This window comes from Streptomyces sp. BA2, assembly GCF_009769735.1.
Taxonomy (GTDB): domain Bacteria; phylum Actinomycetota; class Actinomycetes; order Streptomycetales; family Streptomycetaceae; genus Streptomyces.
This window is the reverse complement of the sequence record NZ_WSRO01000002.1, coordinates 3,574,014-3,589,476: the sequence shown is the minus strand read 5'-3', so window position 1 is coordinate 3,589,476 and position 15,463 is coordinate 3,574,014. Positions and strand designations below refer to the sequence as shown.

The window sequence follows — 15,463 nt, the reverse complement described above, 5'->3', positions numbered from 1 at the left end:
CTTGTCATGACGAAGACCGTCAACCACTGGATCGGTGGCAAGACTGTCGAGGGCGCGTCGGGTACGTACGGCCCGGTGACCGACCCCGCGACCGGCGCCGTCACCACGCAGGTCGCTTTCGCGAACGTCGACGAGGTGGACGCCGCCGTCGCCGCCGCGCGCGAGGCGTACGCCACGTGGGGCAAGTCCTCGCTCGCCAAGCGCACCTCGGTCCTCTTCGCCTTCCGCGCGCTCCTCGACGCCAACCGTGACGCGATCGCCGAGCTGATCACCGCCGAGCACGGCAAGGTGCACTCGGACGCGCTCGGCGAGGTCGCCCGCGGCCTGGAGATCGTGGACCTCGCGTGCGGGATCACGGTCCAGCTGAAGGGCGAGCTGTCGACGGAGGTCGCCTCGCGCGTGGACGTGTCGTCCATCCGCCAGCCGCTGGGCGTCGTCGCGGGCATCACGCCGTTCAACTTCCCGGCCATGGTGCCGATGTGGATGTTCCCGCTGGCCATCGCGTGCGGCAACACCTTCGTCCTGAAGCCGTCGGAGAAGGACCCCTCGGCCTCGATGAAGATCGCCGAGCTGCTCTCCGAGGCAGGACTCCCGGACGGCGTCTTCAACGTCGTACACGGTGACAAGGTGGCCGTCGACCGCCTCCTGGAGCACCCGGACGTGGCGGCCGTCTCCTTCGTGGGCTCCACGCCGATCGCCCGCTACATCCACACCACCGCGACCGCCAACGGCAAGCGCGTCCAGGCGCTCGGCGGCGCCAAGAACCACATGCTCGTCCTGCCGGACGCCGACCTCGACGCGGCGGCCGACGCGGCCGTCTCGGCGGCGTACGGCTCGGCTGGCGAGCGCTGCATGGCCATCTCGGCCGTGGTCGCGGTCGGGGCGGTCGGCGACGAGCTCGTCGCGAAGATCAAGGAGCGGGCCGAGAAGATCAAGATCGGCCCCGGCAACGACCCGACCTCCGAGATGGGCCCGCTGATCACCGCGGCCCACCGCGACAAGGTCGCCTCGTACGTCACGGGTGCGGCGGCGGAGGGCTGCGAGGTCGTCCTCGACGGCACGGGCCACACGGTCGACGGCTTCGAGGACGGCCACTGGATCGGCCTCTCGCTCCTGGACCGCGTGCCGGTGACGGCCAACGCGTACAAGGACGAGATCTTCGGTCCCGTCCTGTGCGTGCTGCGGGTCGACACCTACGAGGAGGGCGTGGCGCTGATGAACGCGTCGCCCTTCGGCAACGGCACGGCGATCTTCACGCGTGACGGCGGCGCCGCGCGCCGCTTCCAGCTGGAGATCGAGGCGGGAATGGTGGGCGTGAACGTCCCGATCCCGGTGCCGGTCGGCTACCACTCCTTCGGTGGCTGGAAGGACTCCCTCTTCGGAGATCACCACATCTACGGAAATGACGGGACGCACTTCTACACCCGGGGCAAGGTGGTCACCACCCGCTGGCCCGACCCGTCGGACGCACCGGCGGGCGTCGACCTGGGCTTCCCGCGCAATCACTGAGCGTGGTCAGGGGGGCCCGCGTACCACGGTGGTGGTACGCGGGCCCCTATGCCTACTCCCCAGGGAGGTAAGCCGGTTCAACCCACCGGCTGCCTCGGTTGTCAGCCCTCGCCCGTACGGTTGACGCATGGATCTACGACTGCCCAGGCGCAGACTGCTCGCCGCCGCGGCCGCCCTCGCCGTCCTGGTGGGGGCGGGCACGTGGACGGCGGCGGCATCGGACGACGGGCCCGCCGTGCACCGCGAGGACCGCATGATGCGGATGCCCGGCGCGGGCGGCGCGAAGATCGACACCTCGTACTTCACGGCGGGGGACCCCGGCACGAAGCGCCCCGCGGTCCTCATCGGCCACGGCTTCGGCGGCAGCAAGGACGACCTGCGCGCCCAGGCGGAGGACCTGGCGGCCAAGGGGTACGCGGTCCTGACCTGGTCCGCCCGCAGCTTCGGAAAGTCCACCGGCAAGATCGGCCTCAACGACCCGAAGGGCGAGGTCGCCGACGCCCGTGGGCTCATCGACTGGCTGGCCGAGCGGCCCGAGGTGCAGCTGGACAAGAAGGGCGACCCCCGCGTGGGCATGACCGGTGCCTCGTACGGAGGCGCGGTCTCCCTCCTCGCCGCCGGGTACGACGACCGGGTGGACGCCATCGCCCCCCAGATCACGTACTGGAACCTCAGCGACGCCCTCTTCCCGAACGGCGTGTTCAAGAAGCTCTGGGCCGGCCTCTTCATCAACACCGGCGGCGGCTGCGAGCGGTTCGAGAAGCGGCTCTGTGAGATGTACAACCGCGTCGCCGTGGCCGGGAAGCCGGACGCCGAGGCGAGCAAGCTCCTCGCCGAGCGAAGCCCCGCCGCCGTCGGCGACCGCATCAAGGTGCCCGCCCTGCTCTTCCAGGGCCAGACCGACTCCCTCTTCCCGCTCGGCCAGGCCGACGCCACGGCCAAGGCGATCCGCGGCAACCACGCTCCCGTGTCCGTCGACTGGATCTCGGGCGGCCATGACGGCGGCGACCGCGAGATCGGGCGCGTGAACGCACGCATCGGATCGTGGTTCGACCGCTATCTGAAGGACGACAAGAGCGCGGACACCGGCCCCGCCTTCCGGGTCACCCGCACCGGAGGCGTCGACTCCACCGACGGCGCGGCACAGCTGCGGGGCGCGAGCGGCGACACGTACCCCGGTCTGGAGAACGGGCAGCGGGACATCGCGCTCAGCGGACGCGAGCCGCAGCGCGTCGAGAACCCCGCGGGGGCCGCACCGCCCGCCATCTCCGCGCTCCCCGGCGCGGGCGGCGGCGGTCTTGGCCAGCTCTCCTCGCTCGGCGTCGGAGTCTCCCTCGACTTCCCCGGCCAGCACGCCGCGTTCCAGTCGGCGCCGCTCAAGGACGACCTGCGGGTCACCGGGTCACCGAAGGTGCGGGTGCACGTCAAGTCCGACAGCGAGGACGCCGTGCTCTTCGGAAAGGTGTACGACGTGGGGCCCGGCGGCGGGCAGAAGGTGCTGCCCTCGCAGCTGGTCTCGCCGATCCGCGTGGAGGGCGCGAAGGCGGGCAAGGACGTCACCCTCACCCTGCCGGCCGTCGACCACGACCTCCAGAAGGGCCACCGCCTCCGCCTCGTCCTCGCCTCGACGGACCTCGGTTACGCCTCTCCGGCGCAGCCCGCCACGTACACCGTGTCCGTCAAGGGCGACCTGAAGGTCCCCACGGCGCCCGGCGTGAAGACGGCGGCGGCTCCGCTGCCCGCCTGGGTGTGGTGGCTCCCGGCGTCCGGAGCGGCCATCGCGGTGCTGCTCCTGATCACCGCCCGGCGGCGGACATCGGCGCCCGCGCCGGACCCGGAGCTGGCCGAAGTGCCCCTTCGGATCACGGACTTGAGCAAGCGGTACGCGAAGTCGGCGGACCGTTACGCGGTCCGTGACGTCTCCTTCAGCGTCGAGAAGGGGCAGGTGCTCGGCCTCCTGGGTCCGAACGGCGCGGGCAAGACGACGACCCTGCGCATGCTCATGGGCCTGATCCGGCCCGACGCGGGCGAGATCCGCGTCTTCGGGCAGGCGATCCGGCCGGGCGCTCCGGTCCTCTCCAGGGTCGGCGCGTTCGTCGAGGGCGCGGGCTTCCTGCCGCACCTCTCCGGCCGCGAGAATCTGGAGCTGTACTGGAAGGCCACCGGGCGCCCCGCCGAAGACGCCCGCATGGACGAGGCGTTGGAGATCGCCGGGCTCGGCGACGCGCTGGCCCGCGCGGTGCGGACGTACTCGCAGGGCATGCGGCAGCGGCTCGCGATCGCCCAGGCGATGCTCGGCATGCCGGACCTGCTGATCCTCGACGAACCGACGAACGGCCTCGACCCGCCACAGATCCGCGAGATGCGCGAGGTGATGATCCGGTACGCGTCGGGCGGCCGCACGGTCATCGTCTCCAGCCACCTCCTCGCCGAGGTCGAGCAGTCCTGCACCCACCTGGTGGTCATGGACCGCGGCCGCCTTGTCCAGGCGGGCCCGGTCTCCGAGATCGTCGGCTCCGGCGACACGCTCCTGGTGGGGCTCGCGGACGACGTCTCCGACCCCATGGTCGACAAGGTCGCCGCCCTGCCCGGCGTGGCATCGGCGGCCCGCGCGGACGGCGGCCTCCTGGTACGCCTCGACGGCACGGACGGCGCGAGCGCGGCACGGCTGCTGCCCGAACTGGTGCGCCTGGAGCTGCCGGTGGAGTCCATGGGGCCGCACCGCCGCCTCGAAGACGCGTTCCTGACCCTGATCGACGGAGGCACCGCATGAGCGCCCCAGCCCCAGCCCCAGCCGCATCCACGGAGCCGGGCACGGAACGCGCCACGGCCCCCGGATACCGCCCCGGCCGCACGCTGCCGCTGCGGGTCGAGGCGGTCCGCCAGCTGAAGCGGCGCAGGACGCTGGTCATGGGCGGCGTGATGGGCCTGCTGCCCTTCGTGCTGCTCATCGCGTTCACCGTCGCCGGGTCGCCGGAGTCCCGAAGCGGCCGGGTGACGCTGATGGACACGGCCACGGCGTCGGGCGCGAACTTCGCCGCGACGTGTCTGTTCGTGTCGGCGGGCTTCTTGCTGGTCATCCCGGTCGCGCTGTTCTGCGGGGACACGGTCGCCTCGGAGGCGAGCTGGTCGTCCCTCCGCTATCTGCTCGCGGCGCCGGTGCCGCGGGCCCGCCTCCTGTTCTCGAAGCTGGCGGTCGCGCTCGGCCTCAGCGCCGCGGCGATGATCCTGCTCCCGCTGATCGCCCTCGCGGTCGGGACAGTGGCCTACGGCTGGGGCCCGCTGCAGATCCCGACCGGCGGAGCACTGCCCGCGGGGACGGCAGCGCAGCGCCTGGTGATCGTCGTGGCGTACATCTTCGTCTCCCAACTGGTCACGGCCGCCCTCGCGTTCTGGCTCTCGACCAAGACCGACGCGCCGCTGGGAGCGGTGGGCGGCGCGGTCGGCCTGACCATCGTCGGCAACGTCCTCGACGCGGTGACGGCACTGGGCAGCTGGCGCGACTTCCTGCCGGCGCACTGGCAGTTCGCGTGGGCGGACGCGATCCAGCCGAGGATGGAGTGGGGCGGAATGATCCAGGGCTCGGCGGTCTCGGTGACGTACGCACTGGTGCTTTTCGCGCTGGCGTTCCGGGGGTTCGCGCGGAAGGACGTGGTGTCGTAGGGCCGCGTCGTAGCCGTGTCGTAGGGACCCCTTCGTAACCCCCGCTGTTCCCGCATCGAGACTCTTCCGCAACGTCCCCGAGCGATCGTCCGAGGCACCCCGCGCGTCACAGTCATGAAGGCGGACGACCCGAGGGGGACAAAGATGGGGACCCGGAAGATACGGCAGGGGCTGCTGGCCGTGGTCATGGCGGGCGGGATGCTGCTCACCGGATGCAGTGGTGGCGGCAGCGACAACATGGACCGCGCCACCGACAGCAGCGGCAAGGAACGAGGCGGCACCGCGCCGCTGCCCGCGCCGGGCCCAGCATCGCCCGAGGGCGGCGACGCGGCCACCCCCGGTGAGCAACAGGACGGCAAGGACCGCGACTTCGCCCCGCCACCGGACTACCTCTCCACGTTCGCCTTGGACGTGGACACCGCCTCCTACGGCTTCGCCCGCCGCACTCTCGCCGAGGGCCGCCTCCCGGACCCGGCGACCGTACGCCCCGAAGAGTTCGTCAACAGCTTCCGCCAGGACTACCCGCGCCCCGAGGGCGACGGCTTCTCCGTGAACGTCGACGGCGCCCGCACCGACGAGGACGACTGGTCCCTGATGCGGGTGGGGCTCGCGACCCGCGGGGACGGCTCGGACGGCGAACGCCCGCCGGCCGCCCTCACCTTCGTGATCGACGTCTCCGGTTCGATGGCGGAGCCCGGCCGCCTCGACCTGGTCAAGGAGTCGCTCGGCATCATGACCGACAAGCTGCGCGACGACGACTCCGTCGCGTTCGTCACCTTCAGCGACAGCGCCGAGACGGTCCTTCCCATGACCCGCCTCGGCGACCACCGCGGCAAGGTGCACTCGGCCATCGAAGCCATGGAGCCGACCCAGTCCACCAACCTGGAGGCGGGCATCCGCACGGGCTACGACACCGCGGTGGGCGGCAGGCGCGACGGCGCCACCAACCGCGTCGTGCTCCTCTCCGACGCCCTCGCCAACACCGGTGAGACCAGCGCCGACGGCATCCTGGAGCGCATCTCCGACGCCCGCCGCGAACACGGCATCACCCTCTTCGGGGTCGGAGTCGGCAGCGACTACGGCGACGCCCTGATGGAACGCCTCGCCGACAAGGGCGACGGCCACACCACCTACGTGTCGGACAGCGAGGAGGCCCGCAAGGTCTTCTGCGAGCAGCTCCCGGCCAACATCGAGCTGCGCGCCCGCGACGCGAAGGCACAGGTCGCCTTCGACCCGCAGACCGTCAAGCAGTTCCGGCTCATCGGCTACGAGAACCGCGCGGTCGCCGACGAAGACTTCCGCGACGACAGCGTGGACGGCGGCGAGGTCGGTCCCGGACACACCGTGACCGCGCTGTACGCCGTACGGACGAGGCCCGGCGCGAGCGGGCACGTGGCGACGGCGAGCGTCCGCTGGCTCGACCCAGACAACCGTGTCCCGCACGAGGAGTCGAACGAGATCGAGACGGCGGACATGGAGGGCGGGCTCCAGAACGCCGACCGCGGGCTGCGCACGACGGCGGTCGCCGCGTACTTCGCCGACGCGCTGCGGCACGGGACCTCCGCGCGGACCGAGCCCGGCGACCCGGCCGTGCGGCCCGACACCGGAACGACGGCCGACGCCCCCGAGCCGATGTCCACCTCCACCGGATCCACCCCCTGGCGGCCGCTGCCCGGCGCGCCCACGCTCGCGGAACTGGCCAGGAGCGCGGAGGAGTTGGCCTCGGACGGGGACGGGGACGGGGACGGCGACAAGTCCCTGCGCGACCTCGCGACCGCCGTCCGGCAGGCGGACCGCCTCACCGGCGGTTCCGGGTACGGCGGAGGCGGGGCGGAGGACGAGGGCGAGATCACCGGCAGCCGCTAGGCCCTGTCGGCCTAGGGCCCATCGGACAGGCCCTAGCGCCCGCCGCAGAGCTGCCGCTCGGCCCGCACCGGATCGTTCGGGAAGCGGAACGACGTCCGCTCCCACACCCCGGTGACATTGCGCAGGAAGCGCCGCGGCGTCATCGGATCCCGCGTCGCCGCCCGCAGCTCGGCCAGCGCACCGCAGTCGAGCGCCCGCCGGGCGGCGGCGACCCCCGCCGGGTCGAGGCCCTCGGGGAGGGGGCCGCGGCCGCGGTCGGCGAAGATCCACGTGTCCGGGAGCCGCTTGTCGTGGCCCACACGGCCGTTGATGCGCTCGGAGTGCGCGGCCAGCGGGTAGGCGAGCCCGATCGGGTCGAGGGCCGCGCCGTCCAGGGGCACCACGGTGCCGCTGAAGCCGAGCGTGCTGTAGACGCCGGTGACGGTGGGGGAGTTGGCGGTGGCGGGCGTCCTCGCGAGGAACAGACTGGGCGTGCCCGCACGATCGGCCTCGCGTACGAGACGTGCGTACGCGACGTTGCTCGGGTAGCCCGCGAAGGAGTGGTGGAGGGGGTGGGGCGCCGCGTTCTGCTGGACGTACACACCGCGCTCGTCCGCGACGCCGCCGGGCCCGATCCGGCCCTCGTACGGAATCCGCAGCAGGCTCGCGCAGGCCACGGCCCAGATTCCGACGCCGACGGCCGCGATGGCCCACGCGCGCGTGACGGGCACCAGGAAGACCGGCAGGAGCATGAGCAGCAGGCCCGGCAGGAACATCCGGCCGTGCATGAAGTCGCCGCCCACCTTGATGACGTAGGCCCAGCAGAGGAGCCCCGCGACGACGGGCGCGAGCGCGGGGACCAGGAAAGCGGCGTCCCGCCGCGCAGGCGCCGGCGGCAGCAGGGCCGCGAGCAGGAACAGCGCCGGCACCCAGAGCAGATAGGGCTCCGCGAAGTCCGCGAGATAGCCGAACCCGCGGCCCCACAGGCTCTGCGAGGCCTCCTTGGTCACGCCGGGCAGCGGCATCAGCTGCCCGTAGTACCCGACCCGGAAGATCTCGTACGCGACCGGCAGCGCGAGGGCGGCTCCGAGCCCGCCGAACGTGGCCCGCCGCGATGGCTGCGCCATCAGCCACTGCGCGACGAGGAAGACGGCGGACACGAGCGCGAGGTCGGGCCGGACCAGTGGGCCGAGGCCGATGACGACACACGTGGAGAGCGAGGACGCCCGCGTGACGAGCAGCAGCCAGGCGCCCGCGATCCAGCAGGTGGCGAGTCCGGTCTCCAGGCCGGAGGTCGCGAAGTCCCAGACGGGCGGCAGAGCGAGCAGGACGAGGCAGCCGAGGGGGAGGACCGCCTTGGCGGCGTTGCTTGCGTTGCTTGCGTTGGCGGCGTTGTCCGCGTACAGCCGCACCGCACCGAGCGAGGCGAACGCGAACCCGGCCGCGGTCAGCAGCAGCCCGCCGTACATCGCGGCCCTCGCGATGTCGAGGCCCGGCAGCCCCGCGAGCACGAGCAGCCACTGCCAGAGGGTGCCGGTGGAGGACTCGGCGCGTTCGCCCGCGTTGAAGACGGGGCCGTTGCCGGCCAGGATCTGCCGCACCGTACGGACGTAGATGTGGCCGTCGTCGGACATCCAGCGCCGCTGGAACCCGGCGAACGCGACGACGCAGGCCGGCAGCAGACAGAGGACACCGAGCCGGAGCCTGCGCCCGGTGTCGCTTCGGCTGTTGATCAGCCCGAGGACGGCGTCGGATTCGCGGAGGGGAGGGTGCGTCGACGTCATGATCTCTTCATCGGCGCAGGTAAATGGGGGCTTGAGGAGAGCGTTAGGCCGTCCGGCGTCCGAGGACGAACTCGGCGAAGCCGCCGGTGAGCTGCGGTGCGCACGGGGTACGTCTGCGGTACGCACGGCTTCGGGCCCGCGGCCCGCCCCCTCAGCGGATCTGCCGCCCGGAGATGGCCCGGGCGATCACCAGACGCTGGATCTCACTCGTCCCCTCGAAGATCGTGTAGATCTTCGCGTCCCGGTACATCCGCTCCACCGGATGCTCCCTGCTGTACCCCGCACCCCCCAGCACCTGCACCGCCTTCTCGGTCGCCGAAACGGCCAGCTCACCCGCGCGCAGCTTGGCCATCGAGCCCTGCCCCGCGTCGAACGCCTTGTCGTTCCGCGCCATCCACGCCGCCTGCCAGATCAGCAGCCGCACGGCTTCGATCTCGGTCCGCAGATCGGCGAGCGCGAAGGCGATGGACTGGTTCTCGATGATGGGGCGGCCGAAGGCGACCCGGGAGCCCGCGTAGTCGAGCGCGTATTCGTACGCGGCCCGCGCGATGCCGAGCGCCTGCGCCCCCACGGTCGGGCGGCTCACCTCGAAGGTCGCCATCGCCGCTTGCCCGCGGCCTCCGGAACCGGCCTTCGCGCCGCCCCCGGAACCCGCCTTCGTCCCCTCGCGGGCGCGCGCGAGCCGGGCGTCGAGACGCTCCTTGCCGCCGAGCAGGCAGTGCCCAGGCACGCGTACGTCGTCCAGGAACACATCCGCGGTGTGCGAGGCCCGCAGCCCCAACTTCCTTATCTTCTTGGCGCCTTCGAGGCCCCGCGTGCCGGGCGGCACGATGAACGCCGCCTGCCCTCGCGAGCCGAGGGCCGGATCGACGGACGCGACCACCACATGGACGTTGGCGATGCCGCCGTTCGTGATCCACGCCTTCTGGCCCGACAGGGTCCACTCGTCGCGTGCCTCGTCGTAGGTCGCGCGGGTCCGCATCGCCGACACGTCGGAGCCCGCGTCGGGCTCGGAGACGCAGAACGCCGCGACCTTGGGGTCGTCCTCGTCACCGAAGCACTGCGGCACCCACTCGGCGAGCTGGTCGGGCGTGCCCGCCGAGAAGATCCCGGCCACCGCGAGCGACGTACCGAACAGGGCCATACCGATGCCCGCGTCGCCCCAGAACAGCTCCTCGTTGGCGATCTGCAGCGAGAGTCCGCTGGGGTCGCCGAAGAGGTCGGCCAGGGACTCGAACCCGTACAGCCCGATCTTGGCGGCCTCCTGGATGACGGGCCAGGGAGTCTCCTCGCGCTCGTCCCACTCGGCGGCGGCCGGCCGCACCACGTCGGCGGCGAAGCCGTGCACCCAGCCGCGCAGGTCCCGTTGTTCCTCGGTCAGTTCGAGCGAGAAGGCCATCGTGTGTTCCCTTCCGGAAGTCGGCTCAGGCTTTGGGGTCAGGCCTTCGGGATGTCGAAGTAGCGGGTCAGACCGGCGGCGAACGCCACATCGCCCGCGATCTTGATCTTGCGCATCATGAACATCGTCACGGGGCTCGCGTTGCCGGAGACCAGCTTGAGGAACTCGGGGTCGGCCATGACGAGTGTGACGCGCGGCTCGGCGTCCGAGCGGCCCTCGCGGACGGTGCAGGTGCCCTCCGAGATGTCCGTCTCGTAGACCGCCTCGTCGACGCCCGTGATCTTCCAGCGGATCAGCGCCTTGACGGTGCCCGCGGACTCCGGCTTGAACTGCCGGCCCATCCGCCCGAACACCTCTTGCAGGACGCGGGCGCGCAACTCCGCGTTCTGGGCGATCTCGGTGATCTCCTTGCCGGAAAACCCCTTCACGATCTTCGCGAACTCCTCGGGGGTGACGCTCGCGAAGTCGAGTCCGGCCAGGCCGTCAGCGCCGCCGATGCCGTCCGCCATGGCAATCTCCTTACTCAAGAGTAAACTTACTAAGGGGTAAGGTAGCCCCGAGTCTGGGAGGCTGCAAGGGTGACGGTCAACGGGAGAACTGAGGGACGGCGTCGGCGCGTTCCGCGCCAGGAGCGCGAACAGCAGATCATCGATGTGGCGGTGACGGTCTTCGCCAAGCGCGGCTATCACGCCGCGTCCGTGGACGAGATCGCCGAACTGGCCGGCATCTCCAAGCCGATGGTCTATCTCTACCTCGACTCCAAGGAGGGGCTCTTCCTCGCCTGCCTGCGGCGCGAGGCCGACCGCCTGGTCGCCGCCTTCCAGGACGCGGCGCGGGCCGGGGGCGGCGCGCCCGAACTGCGCCTGCACGCGGGCCTCTCGGCGTTCTTCGTCTTCGTCGCCGAGCACCGCGACAGCTGGGTCGTCCTGCACCGCCAGGCCTCGGAGCTGAGCGAGGCGATCGCGACCGCCGTGGCCGACGCGCGGCGTGCGGTGATGGCGCAGGTCGCGGGCCTGGTCCGGGACGGCATCGCGGAGAGCCCCGGCGGCTCTCGACTGGACGACGAGGACGCCGACTTCGTCGCGCACGCGCTGGTGGGCGCGGCGGACTCGCTCACCGACTGGATGGGCGGCCACCCCGGCCAGTCGCCGGAGGGGGTCACTCTGCGGCTGATGAACATGGTGTGGGTGGGGATGGGGCGGGTGCTCGAAGGGGAGGTCTGGGTTCCTTCGCCCGAGTGAGCCCGGCCGGCCGACTTCTTGTCTGCCCGACCCATTGAACTTTTCCTACGCTTGAGTAAGTTGACCTCCCAGTAAGTACGCACCGCATCACCTCCGCATGTCAGCTGGGTAGCCGGGAGCCGTCATGGGCGTACGCAAGGATCTGAAACGGGCGCAACGCCACAGCGAGCTGGGGGAGCGTGCCCCGGTGGAGATCGTCCGGGACGAGCACGGCGTCGTGCGCGAGGCGCGTACGCCCCGGCTCGCGGCGAAGGCCACCGCGGGCAGCACCGCCGACATCCCCTTCACCAACGCCGCCGAGGCGCCCGACGCGGTCGTCCTGCGCCGCAAGCAGGGCGATCAGTGGCGGCCGGTCACCGCGGCGACCTTCGCGCGCGAAGTCACCGCCACGGCAAAGGGGTTGATCGCGGCCGGGCTCCAGCCGGGCGGCCGGGTCGCGCTGATGTCCCGTACGCGGTACGAGTGGGCCGTGCTGGACTTCGCGATCTGGGCGGCGGGCGGGCAGACCGTGCCCGTGTACGCGACGTCGGCGGCGGAACAGATCGAGTGGATCGTGCGGGACTCCGGCGCGACGCTGCTGATCGCGGAGACGGAGGAGAACGTCACGACTGCCGAGACGGCGGTCGGGGGCCTCACCGAGCCGCCGCGCATCCTCTGCGTCGACGACGGCGCGCTCTTCGAACTAGCCTCCCAGGGCCGGGAGTTGCCCGATGAGGAGGTGACCAAGCGGCGGGCCGCCCTCACCCCGGAATCCGTCGCCACCATCTGCTACACGTCCGGCACGACCGGCAAGCCCAAGGGCTGCGTCCTCACCCACGGCAATCTGCACGCCGAGGCCGCGAACACGGTCGACCTGCTGCACCCCATCTTCAAGGAGATCACCGGGCAGGTCGCCTCCACGCTCCTCTTCCTGCCGCTCGCCCACATCCTTGGCCGCACCATCCAGATCGCCTGCATGCTCGCCCGCATCGAACTCGGCCACTGCCCGAGCATCAAGCCGGACGAACTGAGGCCCGAACTGCGGGCTTTCAGGCCGACGTTCGTCGTCGGCGTCCCGTACCTCTTCGAGAAGATCCACGACACGGGGCGCGCGACCGCGGAGAAGATCGGGCGCGGCGCGTCCTTCGACCGGGCCGAGGGGATCGCGGTGCGGTTCGGGGAGGCGTATCTGAACAAGTTCCTCGATGCGGGCAAGGGCACGCGCGGCCCCGGTCCTTCCCTCGGGCTCTACCTCGGCTGGGCGCTGTACGAACTGCTGGTCTACCGCCGCATCCGCAAGGAGGTCGGCGGCAGGCTGCGCTACGCGATCAGCGGCGGCTCGCCCCTCGACCGGCGCCTCAACCTCTTCTTCTACGCCGCCGGGATCATCATCTACGAGGGCTACGGCCTGACGGAGACCACGGCCGCCGCGACCATCACGCCACCGCTGAAGCCCCGCCCCGGCACGGTGGGGACGCCGGTGCCGGGCACCGCGGTGCGGATCGCGGACGACGGCGAGGTGCTCATCAAGGGCGGCATCGTCTTCGGCTCGTACTGGAACAACCCGGCCGCGACGGACGCGGTGCTGCGGGACGAGTGGTTCGCGACGGGTGACCTGGGGGCGCTGGACGAGGACGGCTACCTCACGATCACCGGGCGCAAGAAGGACATCATCGTCACGTCCGGGGGCAAGAACGTCTCCCCGGCGATCCTGGAGGATCGGCTGCGCAGCCGTGCGCCGGTCGGGCAGTGCATCGTCGTCGGCGACAACCGTGCGTACGTCGCGGCGCTCATCACGCTGGACCCGGAGGCCGTCGAGCACTGGCTCGCCGTGCGCAAGCGCCCGAAGGACACCCCGCTCGCCGAGCTGTGCAGGGACCCGAAGATGATCGCGGAGGTCCAGAAGGCCGTGGACTACGCCAACACGGCCGTCTCACGGGCCGAGTCCATCCGCACATTCGCCGTCGTAGAGGGTGAGTTCACCGAGGACAACGGGCTGCTCACGCCATCGCTGAAGATCAAACGGCATGCGGTGACGGCGGCGTACGCGGACGAGATCGAGGCGCTCTACGGCGAGTCCGCACGGTGAGCGTGAGCGACGACGAGGCGTACGACTTCGACAGCGACGACGAGGCGTACGACTTCGACGTACTGGTGGTCGGCTCCGGCTTCGGCGGTTCGGTCGCCGCCCTGCGCCTGACGGAGAAGGGCTACCGCGTCGGCGTCCTGGAGGCGGGCCGCCGCTTCACCCGCGAGACGCTCCCCACGGACTCCTGGGACCTGAGGAACTACCTGTGGGCGCCGGCCCTCGGCCTCTACGGCATCCAGCGCATCCACCTCCTGCGCAACGTGATGGTCCTCGCGGGCGCAGGGGTGGGCGGCGGGTCGCTCAACTACGCGAACACCCTCTACGTGCCGCCGCCCGCCTTCTTCCAGGACAAGCAGTGGGCGGGCATCACGGACTGGCAGACGGAACTGGCCCCTTACTACGACCAGGCCCGGCGCATGCTCGGCGTACGCCAGAACCCGACCACGACCGAGGCGGACGAACATCTGCGGGCGGCGGCGGACCGGATGGGAGTGGCGGACACATTCAGGCTGACGCCGGTGGGGGTGTTCTTCGGGGACGGGGCGGATGCGGGGGGCGCGGGGGCTGGCGGTGCCGGTGGCGCCACCGGCACCAGTCCTTCAACGGCCGGACAGCGCACGGAAGTTCCCGATCCGTATTTCGGCGGGGCAGGGCCCGCGCGGGCGGCGTGCACCGAGTGCGGGTCGTGCATGACGGGCTGCAAGGTCGGCGCCAAGAACACACTCACCGAGAACTACCTCTACCTGGCCGAGCGGGCGGGCGCGGAGATCCGTGCGATGACGACGGTGGTGTCGGTGCGCGAGGTCGCCGGGGGCCACGAGGTGGTGACGGTCCCTACGGGTGGACGCCGTAGGGGACGAAAGGGCGGTCGGAGGGGAGGCGGCACGGTCCTGCGGGCCCGCCACGTCGTCCTCGCGGCGGGGACGTACGGCACCCAGACCCTCCTGCACCGCATGAAGGACGAGGGAGTCCTGCCAGGCCTTTCCGACCGTCTCGGCAGGCTGACCCGCACCAACTCCGAGGCGCTGGTGGGCGCGGTGACCTTCCCGCGCCGCTACCGCAAGAAGCACGGCGCCGGCCGCCCCCTGGACTTCACGCGGGGCGTGGCCATCACGTCCTCCATCCACCCGAACCCCACCACCCACATCGAGAACGTCCGCTACGGCAAGGGCTCCAACCTGATGGCGCTGATCTGCGTCCCGCAGTACAGCCGCAACCTCCCCAAGCCGCTGGCGGCCGTGCTGGCCTTCCTCACCCACCCCGTACTGGTGGCACGGGTGGCATCGACACACCGCTGGTCGGAGCGCACGATCATCGGCCTGGTCATGCAGACCCACGACAACTCCCTCACCACACGCCTGGGCCGCCGCGGCCTGCTGACGGCGGAACAGGGCCACGGCGCACCCAACCCGGTGCACATCGAGGAGGGCTGGGAGGCGGCGGGCCTGGTGGCCGACAGAATCAACGGCTACGCGGGCACGAACTTGGGCGAACTCCTCAACAAGCCCCTCACGGCCCACTTCCTGGGCGGCTGCCCGATAGGCGACTCACCGGACAGGGGAGTGATCGACCCCTACCACCGCCTGTACGGCCACCCGGGCATCTCGGTGGTGGACGGCGCAGCGATCTCAGCGAACCTGGGCGTGAACCCCTCACTCACGATCACAGCCCAGGCCGAACGAGCGATGGCGCACTGGCCCAACAAGGGCTCCCAGGACCCCCGCCCACCACAGACGAACGGATACACCCGCGTACGCCCGATCCCTCCAAACACCCCAACGGTCCCGAAGGGCGCGCACGGGGAACTGCGGCTACCGGAGTAGGGGCGGCGGGCCCGCCTAGGAAGCCCCGCCAAGAAAAATCTGCGCGCCCCCGGCAGGACTCGAACCTGCGGCCAAGCGCTTAGAAGAGAGACGGTCTGTTCTCATGCCCTGCCCGGTTGACCTGCGGCGGA

General features: G+C 71.3%; 10 protein-coding genes. 7 read left to right on the top strand and 3 right to left on the bottom strand.

All coding sequences use genetic code 11. From position 1 onward, the window contains the following. Nucleotides 1–6 precede the first annotated feature (6 nt). The 4 genes from mmsA (at nucleotide 7) to E5671_RS18790 (ending at nucleotide 7,038) form a co-directional block, all read left to right on the top strand. A complete protein-coding gene (mmsA, locus tag E5671_RS18805; protein ID WP_160505124.1) occupies nucleotides 7–1,509 on the top strand; it encodes a CoA-acylating methylmalonate-semialdehyde dehydrogenase in 1,503 nt (500 codons plus the stop codon). Nucleotides 1,510–1,636: 127 nt separating this feature from the next. Next, nucleotides 1,637–4,282, top strand: a complete 2,646-nt coding sequence (locus tag E5671_RS18800) for an alpha/beta fold hydrolase (RefSeq protein ID WP_160505123.1) — start codon at nucleotides 1,637–1,639, stop codon at nucleotides 4,280–4,282. After that, nucleotides 4,279–5,172: an ABC transporter permease gene (locus tag E5671_RS18795; RefSeq protein ID WP_160505122.1), complete on the top strand. Its 894-nt coding sequence runs from the start codon at nucleotides 4,279–4,281 to the stop codon at nucleotides 5,170–5,172. The genes E5671_RS18800 and E5671_RS18795 overlap by 4 nt, the downstream gene beginning before the upstream one ends. Nucleotides 5,173–5,316: 144 nt before the next feature. Then, nucleotides 5,317–7,038 carry a vWA domain-containing protein gene (locus E5671_RS18790; RefSeq protein WP_160505121.1) on the top strand — a complete coding sequence of 574 codons (1,722 nt, stop codon included), beginning with the start codon at nucleotides 5,317–5,319 and terminating at the stop codon, nucleotides 7,036–7,038. Nucleotides 7,039–7,070: 32 nt separating this feature from the next. On the opposite strand, the gene E5671_RS18785 is transcribed toward E5671_RS18790, so the two are convergent. The 3 genes from E5671_RS18785 to E5671_RS18775 all read right to left on the bottom strand — a co-directional run bounded on the left by E5671_RS18785 (nucleotide 7,071) and on the right by E5671_RS18775 (nucleotide 10,709). Beyond that, nucleotides 7,071–8,801, bottom strand: coding sequence for a hypothetical protein (locus tag E5671_RS18785; protein WP_160505120.1), 1,731 nt, complete (start codon nucleotides 8,799–8,801; stop codon nucleotides 7,071–7,073). A 151-nt stretch (nucleotides 8,802–8,952) separates the two neighbouring features. Continuing rightward, nucleotides 8,953–10,200 (bottom strand): acyl-CoA dehydrogenase family protein, encoded by a 1,248-nt coding sequence (locus E5671_RS18780; protein WP_160505119.1) that lies wholly within the window; start codon nucleotides 10,198–10,200, stop codon nucleotides 8,953–8,955. A 38-nt stretch (nucleotides 10,201–10,238) separates the two neighbouring features. After that, nucleotides 10,239–10,709 (bottom strand): SCP2 sterol-binding domain-containing protein, encoded by a 471-nt coding sequence (locus E5671_RS18775; protein ID WP_160505118.1) that lies wholly within the window; start codon nucleotides 10,707–10,709, stop codon nucleotides 10,239–10,241. A gap of 69 nt (nucleotides 10,710–10,778) precedes the next feature. Here E5671_RS18775 and E5671_RS18770 point away from each other — a divergent pair, with 69 nt between their 5' ends. The 3 genes from E5671_RS18770 to E5671_RS18760 all read left to right on the top strand — a co-directional run bounded on the left by E5671_RS18770 (nucleotide 10,779) and on the right by E5671_RS18760 (nucleotide 15,332). Further along, nucleotides 10,779–11,441: a TetR family transcriptional regulator gene (locus E5671_RS18770; protein WP_160505117.1), complete on the top strand. Its 663-nt coding sequence runs from the start codon at nucleotides 10,779–10,781 to the stop codon at nucleotides 11,439–11,441. A 124-nt stretch (nucleotides 11,442–11,565) separates the two neighbouring features. Next, nucleotides 11,566–13,509 (top strand): AMP-dependent synthetase/ligase, encoded by a 1,944-nt coding sequence (locus tag E5671_RS18765; protein ID WP_160505116.1) that lies wholly within the window; start codon nucleotides 11,566–11,568, stop codon nucleotides 13,507–13,509. A gap of 2 nt (nucleotides 13,510–13,511) precedes the next feature. Then, entirely contained in the window at nucleotides 13,512–15,332 is a 1,821-nt protein-coding gene (locus tag E5671_RS18760) for a GMC oxidoreductase (RefSeq protein ID WP_160505115.1), read from the top strand. Nucleotides 15,333–15,463 lie beyond the last annotated feature (131 nt).

Bases quoted from the DNA above. Each gene is read 5' to 3' on its own strand.
- mmsA (WP_160505124.1), top strand. From the start codon at position 7: ATGACGAAGACCGTCAACCACTGGATCGGTGGCAAGACTGTCGAGGGC.
- E5671_RS18800 (WP_160505123.1), top strand. From the start codon at position 1,637: ATGGATCTACGACTGCCCAGGCGCAGACTGCTCGCCGCCGCGGCCGCC.
- E5671_RS18795 (WP_160505122.1), top strand. From the start codon at position 4,279: ATGAGCGCCCCAGCCCCAGCCCCAGCCGCATCCACGGAGCCGGGCACG.
- E5671_RS18790 (WP_160505121.1), top strand. From the start codon at position 5,317: ATGGGGACCCGGAAGATACGGCAGGGGCTGCTGGCCGTGGTCATGGCG.
- E5671_RS18785 (WP_160505120.1), bottom strand. From the start codon at position 8,801: ATGACGTCGACGCACCCTCCCCTCCGCGAATCCGACGCCGTCCTCGGG.
- E5671_RS18780 (WP_160505119.1), bottom strand. From the start codon at position 10,200: ATGGCCTTCTCGCTCGAACTGACCGAGGAACAACGGGACCTGCGCGGC.
- E5671_RS18775 (WP_160505118.1), bottom strand. From the start codon at position 10,709: ATGGCGGACGGCATCGGCGGCGCTGACGGCCTGGCCGGACTCGACTTC.
- E5671_RS18765 (WP_160505116.1), top strand. From the start codon at position 11,566: ATGGGCGTACGCAAGGATCTGAAACGGGCGCAACGCCACAGCGAGCTG.